Source organism: Amycolatopsis sp. cmx-4-83 (genome assembly GCF_046548815.1).
GTDB classification, from domain to species: Bacteria; Actinomycetota; Actinomycetes; order Mycobacteriales; family Pseudonocardiaceae; genus Amycolatopsis; species Amycolatopsis pretoriensis_A.
On record NZ_JAEBEF010000002.1, the window covers coordinates 275,051 to 288,803 of the forward strand.

Consider the following 13,753-nt stretch of genomic DNA (forward strand, 5'->3'; position numbering starts at 1 on the left):
GGGGGCGGGGGTCGTGTGGCGCGCTGCCTACACGCGGGCGGTGCGCTCGGCGTTCGCGACGGTGCCGTTCTACCGCGAGCGCTGGGCGCTCGACGGCCGGGAGGACCCGGTCGTGGTGCCCGGGCGCACCGGGACGAACGGCGGCGCGGTACCCCTCGCGGAAGCGGTGCACAAACTGGTCGACCTCGTCCCGCTCGCCGGCGGCGCCCGGCGGCCCGAGCCGGCGCGCGGGCTCGGGCGGGTGCTGCGGACGGCTCGCCGGCCGGACCCCGGCAGCCTGGTCGTGGTGCTCGGACCCGACGACCTGCGGCCGCCGTCGGACCTGCCGAAGGGGGTGCGGGGCTGCGTCGCCGATCCGGACGCGCCGAGCGCCTCGGTGCTGCGCGAAGTCGCGGCCGTGCTGGACCGCGGGCGCCGCGTGCTCGCCGTCGGTGACGACAAGGCGATCGCGGCGTTCGCCGAGGACCACCGCGTCGAGGCCGTGCCGCACCGCGAACTCGATTCGCTGGACGCCGGCCCGTACGGCGTGCTGCACGACCCGGTGCTCGGGTACCTCGGCGCCTTGGGCGACTGCGGGCGGTGGCACCTCGACTGGCCGCACGTCTACGCGCGCCCGACCGCCGCCGGGCTCGCGTTCACGTTGCTGCGCCAGGCTTCCCCGCGGTTCGTCGACGTCGTCCCGGCCGGCGGGGTGCGCGGCGAGATCGCGTTCTGCCCCCGGCACGGCACCCCGGTCGTCCTGGCATGAGGTTCACGTTCCACGACCCCCGCGCCGACCCGGCGCCCGCGGGGTGGGCGGAGTTTTCGCGGGCCGCCCGGCTGCACCCGGTGTGGGACTACGGCGTGATGGGTCTCGAAGCCTGGGGTGCCCGCAACCCGCAGCTGCTGGTCGTCGCGGCCGACGGCGACGCGCTCGTCGCCGCGGTGTCCGTGCTGGTCTGCCGTCCCCGGCTGGCCCCGCGGTTCGCGCCGCGGCCCGGGAAGCGCTTGCTGCGGCCGTTCTGGGCCGAGGTCTGCCAGCCGTGGCTCAGCGGCTACCCCGGGATCGCGTTCGCGCCCGGGGTGCGCGACCACGCGGCGCTGGTGCGGGAGTTCGAGCGGGAGCTGGGCCGCCACCTCGGGCCGGGCCTGCTCGGTATCGTCCACCGCGCGCTCGGCGAGGAGCTCGCCACCGGCCTCGCCGGCCGCGGCCGGCTCGTCAAGCGCGTGGACCCGGTGGCGGTGCTGGAGAACCGGTTCGAGTCCGAAGAGGACTGGATCGCGTCGCTGTCGAAGTCGCGGCGGGCGGGACTGCGGCGGCAGCGGCGCCGGCTCGCCGAAGACCCGTCGCTGGTGATCCGCGGTGGCGCGGGCCGCACCGACCTCGACGGCGCCGAGCTGGCCGGGCTGATCCAGGCGCACCGCGAGCGGTACGGGCGGCTGGCGCTGGACACCCGCACGCCGCCGTCGGCGGGGTTCCTCGACCGGTTCGTCCGGCGGCCGGACGTGCACACCCTGACCTACACCGGCACCGGCGGGCAGCTGCTCGCCGTGCAGACCATGCTCGACCACCCGGACACCCCCGTCCTGCAGCACTGGGCGGCGCTGCCGCCGGCCGCGGGCGGGAAGAGGTGGCTGTACTTCGACTCCTACGTGCGCGCGGTGCGCTTCACCGCGAAGCGCGGCGCCCGGGAGCTGTCCGCGGGGCGCGGCATGATCGAGCTGAAGCAGGAGCTGGGGTTCCGGCCCCGGCCGGTCTACACGGCCGCCGTGCCGAGGCCGGTGCTGGGCCGGTGAAGACCGTGACCGCGGTGTCGCGGGTGGACGTCCACGACCCCCGCACCGACCCGCCGCCGGAGGGCTGGGCCGCGTTCCGTGCCCGGTGCCTGCCGCCGGTGTGGGACTACGAGCTGCTGCGCCGCGAGGCGTGGCTGGCGAAGAACCCGCCGGTGCTCGCCGTCGTCCGCCAAGGCTCGCTCGTCGTCGGCGCGTTGTCGGTGATGGTGTGCCGGGGCTGGGGCGCCGGCACGTTCGGCCCGCTCTCCGGTGGCCGGTTCCGGCCGCGCTGGGCCGAGGTCTACCTCCCGCTGCTGAGCGGCTATCCGGCGTGCGTGTTCGACGACGGCTTCACCGAGCGGCGCACCGCGATCCGCCAGTTCGAGCGGGCGCTGCGCGAGTATGTCGGCCCCGGCCTGCTCGGCGTCGTCTACCGGGCGATGAACCCGGAGCTGGTGCCCGCGCTGGCGGGCCGGGCCCGGATCAGCCGCGAGATCGACCCGGCCGCCGTGCTCGTCAACCGCTATTCCACTGTGGACGAATGGGCGGCGGCGCTCGCGCCGGACGTCCGCCGGTACCTGGACCCGGACGTCGCCACCGAAGCGGCGGCCGGGCGCACCGACCTCGATCCGCACGAGCTGGCCGTGCTGCTCAACGCCCACCGCGCGCGGCAGGACGACCGCGCGTGGGCCGGCGGGCAGCGTTCCCGCGTCGGCGGGCTGCACCTGGACACCCGCAGCCCGATCGCGCCGGCCTACCTCGACGCGCTCGTCCGGCGCCCGGACGTCGTGACCCGGACCTACCGGGCCGCGGACGGCAAGCTGCTCGGCTTCAACACGATGATCGACCAGGACCGCGGGTGCGCGGTCCACCACTGGGCCGCGCTACCGAGCGCGGAAGGCGGCCGGAAGGGTCTCTATGTCGACTGCTACGCCCGCTGCGTGGCCCACATGATCGCCGCGGGACGGCCGGAGCTGACCGCCGGCCGCGCGATGCTGCCGGAGAAGGAGGCGCTGGGCTTCGGCACGCGAAGCCTCTTCTCGGTGGCGGTACCGAGGCCGGTGCTGGGCCGATGACCTGGACCGTCCGGGTGCTCGACCCGCGCACCGATCCCGAACCCGCCGGCTGGGCCGCGTTCCTCGAAGCCCAGCAAGCCCCGCTGACCTGGGACTACGGCTTGCTGTGCACGGAGTCGCGGCCGTCGCGCAGCCCGTACCTGCTCACCGTCGTCAGCGACGGCGACGAGCTCGTCGCCGCGGTGCTCGCGATGGTCTGCCACCCCGGCGGCTCGGGCGAACCCGGCGCGGTCGGCGGTGTCGCGCGGTGGACGCCGCGCTGGCTGGAGGTCCAGCACGCCTGGCTGTCGTGCTACCCGGCGTGGCTGTTCGCCGAAGCACTCGACGCCGCCGCGCGCCGCGAGATCCTGCACCGGTTCGAACGCGCCGCCTGCCGGCGCACCGGGCCGGGCTGCCTCGGCGTGGTCTACCGCGCGGCCACCCCCGACACCGCCGGGCTGGTGGCCGGGCGCGGCCGGCTCGTCCGGGGGATCCAGCCGGCCCTGGTGCTGGAGAACACCTTCGGCGACCTCGACGACTGGCTCGCGTCGCTGAGCCGCAACCGCCGCTCGAGCCTGCGCGGCCAGATCCGCAAGATCGCCGCCGACCCCGGGGTGGTCGTCCGCGAGGGCACCGCGCGCGACGACCTCGACCCCGAGGAGCTGGCGGCGATGCTGCGGGCGCACCGCGCGACCAAGGGGCCGGTGAAGTTCGACCAGCGCGGCCCGGTGACCGCCGAGTACCTCGGCGAGCTGGTCCGCCGCCCCGACGTCGTCACCACGACCTACCACGACGCCGAGGGCCGCCTGCTCGCCTTCACCGACCTGCTCGACCACCCGGTGATGCCCCTGCACCAGCACTGGGCCGCGCTGCCGCCCGGCGGTGGCCGGCCGAAACACCTCTACTTCGACGTCGTCGTGCGGGGAGTGCGGCACATGATCGAGAACAACCGGAAGTTCCTGTCACTGGGCCGCGGGGTCACCGACCTCAAGGCCTCGCTGGGGTTCAGCCCGAGCCCGATGACCGGCGTGGTCGTGCCGAGGCCGGTGACGCGGTGGTGATCGACGTGCTCGACCCGCGCCACGACGCGGAACCGGCGTACTGGACGGCGTTGCGCGAGCGGGCCGGCCTGCGCGCGGACTGGAGCTGGGCGGTGCTCGCGACCCAGGCCTGGGCCGCGCGGACCCCGCAACCGGTGACGGTGCTGCGCGAGGGCGGTGAGCCGACCGGGGTGGTCAGCGCCGCGTGGGTCACCGGCCGGACGCGGCGGCACCGGTTCGCCGGCACCGGCCGGGGCCGGGTCGGCGGCCTCGACGTCCGCGGGCCCGGCTCGGGTTCGCAGCCGGGCTGGTGGTTCGCCGACGCGGGCGGCGACGGCGGCGTCACGCGGCTGCTCGAGGCGTACGTCCCGGCCATGCGGGCCGAGCTCGGCCGCGGCCTGCGCGGGCTGCTGGTGCGGCAGGTCGGCGAGCCGGGCGTCCCCGCCGTCGACGGCCGGTTCCGGCTGGTGCGCCGGACCGAGGACATCGCGGTGCTCGACGTCGCCGCGTTCGGCTCGCGCGACGACTGGATGAACTCCCTGGCCCGCAAGCGGAAGCAGAACCTGCGCAAGATCTTCCGGACCTTCGACGCCGACCCGTCGGTCGAGGTGCGGTTCGTGCCGGGGAAGGACGCCGACCCGGTCGCCGTCGCCGAGGTGCTGCGGCACAACGAGCGCAAGCACCACGACGTGCCGATCGTGCCGTTGCCGCACTTCACCGGCTACCTGGCGGCGCTGCTGCGGCAACCCGACGTCTCGGTGATCTCCTACCACGACACCCGGACCGGGCGGCTGATCGCGCTGGCGACGCTGCTCGACCACCCGGACCTGCCGATCGCCCGGCACTGGGGCGCCCTGCCGCCGTCGGACGGCGGCCGGCCGAACCTGTACTTCCACTTCTACGGCGAGGCGGTGCGCTGGGCGATCGCGAACGGGCGCGCGTCGGTGGTGTTCGGCAAGAAGATGACGGAGATGAAGGCGACCCTCGGCGCGCGGCTCGTCCCGCAGTTCGCGGCGGCCGTCCCGGTCTGGTGTTAGCTTCCCGCCATGCCCATGATCAGCGTTTCCCTGTTCCCCGGCCGCACGCCCGCCCAGAAGAGCGCGTTGGTCCGCGAACTGACCGACGCCTTCGTCCGCACGTGCGGCGGCAAGCCCGAAGGCGTCCAGGTGACGCTGGTGGAGATCGGCGCCGACCACTGGGCCACCGGCGGCGTCCTGCACTCCGAACGCTGAAGCCGCACTTTCACGTGAAAGTGCGGCCTTGGCCCCCGCACTTTCACGTGAAAGTGCGGGGGTTGGGGTCAGCGCAGGTTGAGGGCTCGCAGGGCGAAGTGGACCTCGATCGACGTCTGCTTGATCGTCTCCGCGATCACCAGCGAGCCGTGGCCCGCGTCGTAGCGGTAGAACTCGTGGTGCAGGTCGCGGCCGCCGAGCCGGTTCAGGTAGTTCTCGATCTGGCGGATCGGGCAGCGCGGGTCGTTGTCGCCGGCCAGCACGAGCACCGGCGCCGTGACGGCGTCCACGTAGGTGAGCGGCGAGCACTCCCGGTACACCGCCGGCACGTCCTCCGGCGAGCCGCCGAACAGCGCGCGGTCGAACGAGCGCAGCTGCTCCATCTCGTCTTCGTACGCGGCGACGTAGTCCGCCACCGGCACCCCGGCGACACCCGCCGCCCACCGCGCCGGCTGCGTGCCGAGCGCGAGCAGGGACAGGTAACCGCCCCAGGAAGCGCCGTTGACGACGCACTTGGCCGGGTCGCTGAGTCCACTTTGGACGGCCCAGTCGTGCACCGAAGCGACGTCTTCCAGCTCGGTCAGCCCCGGCCGGCCTTCGATGGCGTCGCGCCAGGCCGAGCCGTAGCCGGTCGAGCCGCGGTAGTTGACCTCGACCACGGCGAACCCGGCGTCGAGCCAGGTCGCGCGGTAGGCCGAGAAGCGGTCCTCGTCCGCCGCGTGCGGGCCGCCGTGCAGGGAGAACACCGTGGGCAGCGGGCCGTCGGCCGCGTTCGAAGGCCGCGAGACCAGCGCGTGGATCCGGCCGCCGACGCCTTCGACGAACGCGTCGGTCACCGGCTCGGACCCCGGCGCCCGGTCACCCGGCGGCTCCAGCAGGATCGCGTCGGCGCCGTCGGTGGTCCGCGAGCGCACGGCGCTGGGCTCGGCCGCGCTCGACCACGAGTACTCGACCGTGCCGTCCGGGCGGACGCCCGCGCCGCCGATCCGGCCGGCCGGGGTGTCCACAGAGGACAACTCGGCGGTGTCGAGGTCGTAGCGGTACAAGGAACTGCGGCCCTCGTGGAAGTGCACGACCAGCAGGGCGCGCGCGTCCGGGTACCAGCCCGCGACGACCTCGCCGGGCAGGTCCAGCTCGAGCTCGGTCTCGGTGTCCGCGCGGACGTCCCAGACGAGCAGTTCTTCGCGGCCGCGGCGTTCATGCAGGACGAGCAGCCGCTGGTCGCCGGGTAGCGGCGAGAACTCCAGCGCGGACAGGCCCTTGCCCTCGCCGTCCCACTTCTCGGCGACCACGCCGAAGCCGTCGGTGGCGAGCACCCGCAGCGCGGGGTGGCGCGAATCGCCGTGTTCGGAGTGCGAAATCGCGATCAGGCTCTCGTCGCGGGAGAGCGAGGAGATGCCGGCGTCGTCCGCGTGGCTGTAGAAGCGGTGCGTTTCGCCGTCGACCCGGGCGAACAGCTCGCTGCCGTCGTCGGTCGAGACGCCGACCGCGACGAGCTTCGCGCCGATCTCGAGCCCGGCCGGGTAGCCGTCGTGGACGTCCGGGACACCCTTCTCCGGCTTGCTGCCCTCGGTCGCGGCGAACGGCTCGCGCACCCACGAGCCGAACTCGTCGCCGTCGGTGTCGTCGAACCACCAGATCCACTCGCCGTCCGGGGACGGCGTCGCGTGCAGGGTGCCGTTGGGCCGGTCGGTGACGCGGCGGTGCTCGCCCGTCGCGCGGTTCCAGGCGTAGACCTCCCAGACGCCACTGGAATTGGACACGTAGATGTTGGCGTCGGGCGCGTCGCGGGCCCAGTCGGGCGTGGAGATGCGCGGCGCGTGGAAGCGGGCGCGCCAGCGGTTCTCGGCTTCGGCGTCGTCGAACAGCCGGTCCGGGACCACCGCGGGCGGATATTGGTTCGCTGACTGCGTGCTCACCCCTCGATCCTGCCACCTTCTGGCCGTACTGTGTGCGGGGTGCTGGAGGGTTACGCGCCGGGCTACGGGCGAGACGCGGTTTCGATGATGTCCGCGCGCACGGCTGCCGAGCGCGCGGCGTTCGCCCAGCCCCTGTTCGCCCCGGGCAGGTGGGTGGTCGACCTCGGCTGCGGCCCGGGCTCGATCACGCTCGGCCTGGCGGCGGAGTCCCGCGTCACGGGGGTGGACCTCGACGCCGGTCAGGTCGAGCTCGCCCGGGCCGCCGCCCGCCGCGCCGGAAGGTCCACAGTGGACTACCTGGTGGCGTCGGCGTACGACCTGCCGTTCGCGGACGCGAGTGTGGACGTGGCTTTCTCGCACGCCTTGTTCGAGCACCTGGCCGCTCCGCTGGACGCACTCGCGGAACTGCGCCGCGTGCTTCGCCCCGGCGGTCGCCTGGCGCTGTCCACTTCGGACTGGAGCAAGGCTCGCCTGCGCCCGAAGACGGCGAACGTCGACGCGGCCCTGCGCGGGCACTACCTGCTGCGCCGCCAGGCGGGCGGCAACCCCTTCGCGGGCCGGGTGATCGCCGAGCAGTGCGCGTCGGCGGGGTTCACGGAGATCGTGTCGAGAGCCCGCTACCGCTCGGACATGAGCTACCGGGACCTGGCGAAGTACGTGGAGTCCCGGTTGGAAGCGGCGCTCGAGGGGGAGGGCCGCGACCGCGACCAGCTGGCGAGCGCGGCGCGTTCGGCGTCGGTGTGGACCCGCGGCGGGGACGGCGACTTCAGCCAGTGCTGGGTCGAAGTGACGGCGACCCGCTGAACCGGCGCTGAAACCAGAAGAGCCGGTGTCCGAAGACACCGGCTCTTACTCGTCGGGGTGGCGGGATTCGAACCCACGACCTCCTCGACCCGAACGAGGCACGCTACCAAGCTGCGCCACACCCCGAGGTACTGCTTAACGGGTCGTGGAGAAGTCTAGCGGACGGTGTTTCGGGCTTTCCGCGGGGCCAGCTTTCGGGGCTTGGCGGGCTCCGATCCACGCGGGACCAGCGTCAACAGGCTCGCTTCCGGCGGGCAGGCGAACCGGGCCGGCGCCCACGGCGACGTCCCCAGACCGGCCGAGACGTGCAGCCACATCTGCGCGCCCCACCGCGAAGCGCCCCGCGCGCGGCTGCGATCCAGGTCACAGTTGGTGACGATGGCGCCGTAACCCGGGAGCCGCAGCTGGCCGCCGTGGGTGTGCCCCGCCAGCACGAGGTCGTAACCGTCCGTGGCGAACGTGTCGAGGACCCGCGGCTCCGGCGAGTGCGTCACGCCGATGCGGACGGCGGCGGTGCGGTCGGCCGGGCCCGCGATGTCGGGGTAGCGGTCGCGGCGCAGGTGCGGGTCGTCGACGCCGGCCGCGAACACGGCCTGCCCGCCGACGTCGACGGTGCGGCGGACGTGCGTCAGGTCGGTCCAGCCGTGCTCGACGAAGGCCGCGCGCAGGTCGCGCCAGGGCAGCTGAACGCCGTGGATGCGCTTCTTCTTGCCCCGCGGCATCAGGTACCGGGCCGGGTTCTTCGGCTTGGGCGCGTAGTAGTCGTTGCTCCCGAAGACGAACACCCCCGGCCGGTCGAGCAGCGGGCCCAGCGCGCGCAGCACGGACGGCACGGCCGTCCGGTGCGACAGGTTGTCCCCGGTGTTGACGACGAGGTCGGGGTTCAGCTCGTCGAGCGCGGCGACCCAGCGCTGCTTGCTGCGGTGGCCCGGCAGCATGTGCAGGTCCGAGACGTGCAGGACGGTGAAGGGCCGCGAGCCCGGCGCGAGCACCGGGAGCTCCGCGGTGCGCAGGGTCCAGTGGCGCCGTTCGATGCCGACGGCGTAACCGAGGGTCGCGACGCCGAGCGCCACCGTCCCCGCGGCGAGGCGCTTCGCGGTCGCCCCCGACGTGCTTGTGTTACTGAGCGTGCTCACGGGCTCCAGGATACGTGCTCAACGGTTGGATGAACTCGCCGCCGTTCTGGGGAACCTGCCGATTAGCATCTGCGTCGGCCCGTACAAGGGTGACCAGCCGGGGGGTTGGGGAGAACGATGGAGCAGTTCGGGCCGTACAAGATCGAAGGCCTGCTCGGCCGAGGGGGAATGGGCGAGGTCCACCGCGCCTACGACACCGCGCACGACCGCGTGGTCGCGCTGAAGCTGCTGTCCGGTCCGAACGCGGGCGACGAAGCCTTCCGCGCGCGGTTCCGGCGCGAGTCGCAGATCGTGGCGCGGCTGCGGGAGCCGCACGTCATCCCGATCCACGCCTACGGCGAGATCGACGGCCGCCTCTACCTCGACATGCGCCTGGTCGAAGGCAAGGACCTCAAGGAACTGCTCGAGGACGGGCCGCTGACGCCGGAGCGGGCCGCCGGGATCGTCGAGCAGGTCGCGGGCGCGCTCGACGCCGCCCACGAAGACGGCCTGGTGCACCGGGACGTCAAGCCGTCCAACGTGCTCGTGACGAGCGCCGATTTCGTGTACCTCGTGGACTTCGGCATCGCGCGGTCGATGACCGCCGAGGGCACGTCGATCACCGGCACCGGCAACGTGATCGGCACGCTCGACTACATGGCGCCCGAACGCTTCGGCGACGCCCCGATCACCGGCCTGGTCGACGTCTACGCGCTCGCGTGCGTGTTCTTCGAGTGCGTCACCGGCCGCCGGCCGTTCTTGGGCGAGGGCGCGGCCGCGCAGATGGGCGCGCACCTGACCGCGCCGCCGCCGGTGCCGTCGCAGGTGCGGCCGGGCCTGCCGGCCGCCCTGGACGCCGTGGTGGCGCACGGGATGGCGAAGGAGCCGGCCGCCCGCTACCCGACGGCGAAGGCGTTCGCCGACGCCGTCCGCGCGGCGGTGACCGCGCCGGCGCCGCCGGCCCCGACGTGGCAGAAGACCCTGCCGGGCCCGGTCGGTCCGGTGGGCCCGATGGCCGTGCCGGGTCCGCCGACCCCGCCGCGGCCCACGCTGGCCGCGCCGCCGCCGACGTTCTCCGGCCCGCTGAACCCGCCGTCCGGGCCGGTCCCGATGGCCGCCCCGGTGACCGGGCCGTACGCCGGCCCGCCGACCGGTCCCCACCCGGGCCCGCCGACCGGCCCGCAGCCCGTCCGGTTCACCGGCCCGGCGGGCAAGGTCGGCCCGGCCGCGCCGCCGAAGTCCCAGCGGAACCGCTGGATCGCGTTGTGCGCCGCGCTGGCCGGCGTCGTCGTGGTCGCGCTGGTGATCACCTACGTCGTGACCAACGGCGACAAGGGGAACACGGCGGGGCCCGGCCCGATCACCCCGAAGACCGTCGTCTCGACGCCACCGCCCTCGCCGACGCCGGAGAAGAGCCCGGAGACCGCACCGTCCACTTCGGAATCGAAGAGCGCGCCCGACACGAAGCTGTTCGCCGCGCTCCCCGCGGTCTACAAGGGGTACACGTGCGTGCCCGCGGCGGCGCCGGCCGGCACGGCCGCGGCGGCGGAGTGCACGGACTCGAACGTCGGCGACGTCAAGATCGGCAACGTGGTGTTCCAGCAGCCGACCGGGGCGAAGTTCGTGCGCTTCCCGGACGCGGCGGCGATGGACGCGTTCTTCCAGGACATCGTGAAGACCCAGGGACTCACCCGCGACGACGCCCACGGCGCGTGCCGGCCGGACACGCACCCGAAGATCTGGGGCACGTACTACCGCGCGGAAGTCCCGAACCCGGTCCCCGGCGAGTTCCTGACCTGCTTCCTCGGCGACCCGGCGCAGCTGGTGTGGACGGAGAAGAAGACCCTCGTGGCGGGGATCCTGCTCTCCACCAAGGTGACGGACAACGACGAGCTGGACAAGCTCTACCAGTGGTGGAACACCGAGGTCCTGTCGGAGATGCCCGAGAACTGAAGAAGGCCCGCGGTTCCCCGCGGGCCCTCCTCGTCGTCCTGGCTACCGGCGACCGCCGCCCAGGTACTGCGGATCCGGTTGCGGGAGCTCCATCCTCGGCTGGCTGGCGTCCATGATGTTCTTCATCGCGCCGAACCAGGTGCGGGCCGGGGCCTTGCCGCCGAAGATGTTCCCGCCGCCGCCGCAGACCCGGACGTTGCCCGGGCCGGCGTCGCAGATGCCGCCCTGCCCGCCACCGAACTTGAACGTCATCGCCGCGCCCGCCAGCTGCGGGGTGCCGCCGACGAACGCCGCCGAGACGTTGCCCTGCGTCGTGCCGGTCTTGCCGATGATCGGGCGGTCCCAGCCGACGTCGGCGGCGGCCTTGGCCGACGTGCCGCCCGGCTGGTCGTCCTTGCTCATGCCCACGGCGAGGGTGTTCGCCAAGCCCTCGGGCACGGCCTGTTCACACGGTGCTTCCTTGACCGGCACCGGCTTGCCGTTGCGGTCGGTCACCCCGGCGATCGGGGTCGGCGGGCACCAGACCCCGCCGGAGAGGATCGTCGCGGCGACGTTGCCCATCTCCAGGCCGCTCACCGGGCTGAACCCGAGCGTGAACGCGCCGAAGCCCGGGCTGTTCCCGTTGGGGCCGTACGCCTCCGCCTGGCTCTGGCTCTTGCCCTTGACGTTCGGGTCGACCGGGCCGCCGCCGGTGTTGCTCGCCATCGTCTCGCGCAGGCCCAGCCGCTTCGCCATGTCGATGGCGGGGCCGGTGCTGCCGAGCTGGTCCTCCAGCGCCACGAACGTGGTGTTCGGGGACGTCGCCAGCGCCGTCTGGAGGGTCGCGTTGGCGCCCACCCGGCTGTAGTCGCCCGCGTTGCCGACGCAGTACCAGTAGGTGGCGGGTTTCCCGGTCGGCGTGGTGCTGCAGCCGCCCTTGCCGGTCGAGAACACGTGCGACGTGTAGGAGTCCGGCATGTCGACCGGCGAGTAGATCCCCGCGATGCCCTTGTCGAGGACGGCCGCCGACGTGAAGATCTTGAACGTCGACCCGGCGCCACCGGTGTTGTAGACGCCCGCGGGCAGCGCGTACGTCGTCTGGCCGGCGTCCTGGTCCTGGCCGTAGTCGCGGTTCGCGGCCAGCGCGACCACCTCGTGCCGGTTCTTGCCCGGTCTGATCAGCGACAGCGTGTTCGCGACGTACTTCTGGGTCTTGTCGACCTGCGCTTCGGCCGAGACCTTCGCCTCGTGGTTCGCGCGCTCGTCCAGCGTGCTCTTGATCGTGTAGCCGCCGGTGTAGAGCTGGTCCTTCGTCATCCCGGACTTGAGCAGGTAGTCCTCGACGTACTGGCAGAAGAAGCCGGACTCCGGGCCCGCGCCGATGCAGTTGGCCGGCGGCTTCGCCGGGAAGTCCGGCACGACGCCCAGCGGCTCGCCCTTGAAGCGGTCGGCGTCGGTCTTCGCCAGCTTCTTGTTCTCCACCATGCGGTCGAGGACGAGGTTGCGGCGCGCGGTCGCCTTGTCCGCGTGCTTCCACGGGTCGTTGTTGATCGGGTTGTTCACCAGCCCGGCCAGCAGCGCGGCCTGCGGCACGGTCAGCTTCTCCGGCGTGGTGTTGAAGTACGCGTGCGCGGCGGCGCCGATGCCGTAGATCTGCCGGGAGAACTCGACGATGTTGAGGTAGCCCGCGAGGATCTGCTGCTTGGACAGCTTCGTCTCGAGCTGGATCGCGATCCGCGCTTCCTTGAGCTTGCGGGCGATCGACTGCTCCTGGGCCTTCTTCTGGCCGACCGGGTCGTTCCGGTAGACGACGTTGATCAGGTAGTTCTTGGTGTACTGCTGGGTCAGCGTCGACGCGCCCTGCGTGTCCGCGCCGGTGGTGTTGCTGACGGCCGCGCGCAGGGTGCCCTGCCAGTCGACGCCGTGGTGGTCGTAGAACCGCTTGTCCTCGACCGAGACCAGGGCCCACTTCATGGCCTCGTTGATCTGGTCCGGCGTGATCGGCAGCCGGTACTGGTCGTAGAGGGTCGCGATCGGCTTGCCGGTGCTGTCGGTGACGGTCGTCACCAGCGGCGGCGGGATGTCGGCGAGGTCCGACGAAGTCTTCTCCACCGTCTCGCTGGCCTGGTTGGACATGACACCGGCGGCCCCCACGACCGGGAAGAGCATGCCGGCGACGAGCACCCCGGCGAGCAGGCAGAGGCCGATGAGCTTGAACAAACCGTCCGCTTTTCGCACGAGGGCCAGGCTACCCGGAACGACTCAGGCGACGGTGACGCCCTGTCTCCGCAAGTGTGAAATCAGTGACAAAACCGACCCCCTTCGGTGACTTCTGGTAACGGAAGGCATTCTAGGTCTCGACGGGGGGAACCGAGGGCCCCTACAGTCCGTCAACGTCTCACGAAGAAAAGCCGTCGGATGGATCAACGCGAGTGGGAGCTCGCCTGCTCCGTTCGGCGGCACCGGCACCGGGGAGGTGCCCGGGTAACCGACGTGAGCTGAGGGAGACACGCTCGCGGGGGCAAGGAGCGCAGTGCCTTTCCCCGCTGGTGCGTCGATCACCAGGGTAGGGAGCTGGGGGTATGGAAACCAACCAGTCGAGCTGGCGAATCAACGCGTCCTGCCGGGACGCCGATCCGGACGGCCTGTTCGTCCGGGGTGCCGAGCAGAACCGGGCCAAGGCCGTGTGCCTGGGCTGCCCGGTCCGCACGGAATGCCTCGCCGAAGCACTCGACGGCCGCATCAACTTCGGGGTCTGGGGTGGCATGACCGAACGGGAACGGCGGGCGTTGCTGCGCCGCCGCCCCGACGTGGAGAGCTGGGCCGAACTGCTGGAAGCGGCCAAGCGCAACGCACTGGAGCGGGTCGAAGTCGGCTGAGCAGGCCGTCACTTTCGTAGGG

At 72.8% G+C, this 13,753-nt stretch carries 12 protein-coding genes and 1 tRNA gene; 9 read left to right on the plus strand and 4 right to left on the minus strand.

Going from position 1 to position 13,753, the window contains the following annotated elements:
- Positions 1-40: 40 nt before the first annotated feature.
- From ACLJQM_RS06315 to ACLJQM_RS06340, 6 genes are read left to right on the plus strand one after another with little or no spacing between them, the layout of a single operon-like run.
- Positions 41-748: a hypothetical protein gene (locus tag ACLJQM_RS06315; protein WP_247025464.1), complete on the plus strand. Its 708-nt coding sequence runs from the start codon at positions 41-43 to the stop codon at positions 746-748.
- Entirely contained in the window at positions 745-1,776 is a 1,032-nt protein-coding gene (locus ACLJQM_RS06320; RefSeq protein WP_410630433.1) for a GNAT family N-acetyltransferase, read from the plus strand. The genes ACLJQM_RS06315 and ACLJQM_RS06320 overlap by 4 nt, the downstream gene beginning before the upstream one ends.
- A 23-nt stretch (positions 1,777-1,799) precedes the next feature.
- Positions 1,800-2,831, plus strand: coding sequence for a hypothetical protein (locus ACLJQM_RS06325; RefSeq protein ID WP_410630800.1), 1,032 nt, complete (start codon positions 1,800-1,802; stop codon positions 2,829-2,831).
- Positions 2,828-3,871 carry a GNAT family N-acetyltransferase gene (locus ACLJQM_RS06330; RefSeq protein ID WP_410630434.1) on the plus strand — a complete coding sequence of 348 codons (1,044 nt, stop codon included), beginning with the start codon at positions 2,828-2,830 and terminating at the stop codon, positions 3,869-3,871. The genes ACLJQM_RS06325 and ACLJQM_RS06330 overlap by 4 nt, the downstream gene beginning before the upstream one ends.
- Entirely contained in the window at positions 3,865-4,887 is a 1,023-nt protein-coding gene (locus ACLJQM_RS06335) for a GNAT family N-acetyltransferase (RefSeq protein WP_360777646.1), read from the plus strand. The genes ACLJQM_RS06330 and ACLJQM_RS06335 overlap by 7 nt, the downstream gene beginning before the upstream one ends.
- A 9-nt stretch (positions 4,888-4,896) precedes the next feature.
- Positions 4,897-5,082 (plus strand): tautomerase family protein, encoded by a 186-nt coding sequence (locus tag ACLJQM_RS06340; RefSeq protein ID WP_247017259.1) that lies wholly within the window; start codon positions 4,897-4,899, stop codon positions 5,080-5,082.
- Positions 5,083-5,150: 68 nt separating this feature from the next.
- On the opposite strand, the gene ACLJQM_RS06345 is transcribed toward ACLJQM_RS06340, so the two are convergent.
- Complete coding sequence (locus ACLJQM_RS06345; RefSeq protein WP_360777644.1) at positions 5,151-7,001, minus strand: prolyl oligopeptidase family serine peptidase; 1,851 nt, start codon at positions 6,999-7,001, stop codon at positions 5,151-5,153.
- Between the two features lie 39 nt (positions 7,002-7,040).
- Between ACLJQM_RS06345 and ACLJQM_RS06350 the strand changes: the two genes are divergently transcribed.
- A complete protein-coding gene (locus tag ACLJQM_RS06350) occupies positions 7,041-7,805 on the plus strand; it encodes a class I SAM-dependent methyltransferase (RefSeq protein WP_410630435.1) in 765 nt (254 codons plus the stop codon).
- 52 nt (positions 7,806-7,857) lie between these two features.
- Here ACLJQM_RS06350 and ACLJQM_RS06355 read toward each other — a convergent pair.
- Both ACLJQM_RS06355 and ACLJQM_RS06360 read right to left on the minus strand, forming a co-directional pair.
- Positions 7,858-7,931, minus strand: a tRNA-Pro gene (locus tag ACLJQM_RS06355).
- A 29-nt stretch (positions 7,932-7,960) separates the two neighbouring features.
- Entirely contained in the window at positions 7,961-8,941 is a 981-nt protein-coding gene (locus ACLJQM_RS06360; RefSeq protein WP_247017265.1) for a metallophosphoesterase, read from the minus strand.
- 117 nt (positions 8,942-9,058) lie between these two features.
- On the opposite strand from ACLJQM_RS06360, the gene ACLJQM_RS06365 reads away from it, so the two are divergent.
- A complete protein-coding gene (locus ACLJQM_RS06365; RefSeq protein WP_410630436.1) occupies positions 9,059-10,873 on the plus strand; it encodes a protein kinase domain-containing protein in 1,815 nt (604 codons plus the stop codon).
- A gap of 42 nt (positions 10,874-10,915) precedes the next feature.
- On the opposite strand, the gene ACLJQM_RS06370 is transcribed toward ACLJQM_RS06365, so the two are convergent.
- Positions 10,916-13,090 carry a transglycosylase domain-containing protein gene (locus ACLJQM_RS06370; RefSeq protein WP_360777639.1) on the minus strand — a complete coding sequence of 725 codons (2,175 nt, stop codon included), beginning with the start codon at positions 13,088-13,090 and terminating at the stop codon, positions 10,916-10,918.
- A gap of 344 nt (positions 13,091-13,434) precedes the next feature.
- Between ACLJQM_RS06370 and ACLJQM_RS06375 the strand changes: the two genes are divergently transcribed.
- Complete coding sequence (locus tag ACLJQM_RS06375; protein WP_247017272.1) at positions 13,435-13,731, plus strand: WhiB family transcriptional regulator; 297 nt, start codon at positions 13,435-13,437, stop codon at positions 13,729-13,731.
- The last annotated feature ends 22 nt before the right edge of the window (positions 13,732-13,753 follow it).

Excerpts from the sequence above, each read along its gene's own strand:
- ACLJQM_RS06330 (WP_410630434.1), top strand. The coding sequence starts at position 2,828 with ATGACCTGGACCGTCCGGGTGCTCGACCCGCGCACCGATCCCGAACCC.
- ACLJQM_RS06375 (WP_247017272.1), top strand. The coding sequence starts at position 13,435 with ATGGAAACCAACCAGTCGAGCTGGCGAATCAACGCGTCCTGCCGGGAC.
- ACLJQM_RS06365 (WP_410630436.1), top strand. The coding sequence starts at position 9,059 with ATGGAGCAGTTCGGGCCGTACAAGATCGAAGGCCTGCTCGGCCGAGGG.
- ACLJQM_RS06320 (WP_410630433.1), top strand. The coding sequence starts at position 745 with ATGAGGTTCACGTTCCACGACCCCCGCGCCGACCCGGCGCCCGCGGGG.
- ACLJQM_RS06340 (WP_247017259.1), top strand. The coding sequence starts at position 4,897 with ATGCCCATGATCAGCGTTTCCCTGTTCCCCGGCCGCACGCCCGCCCAG.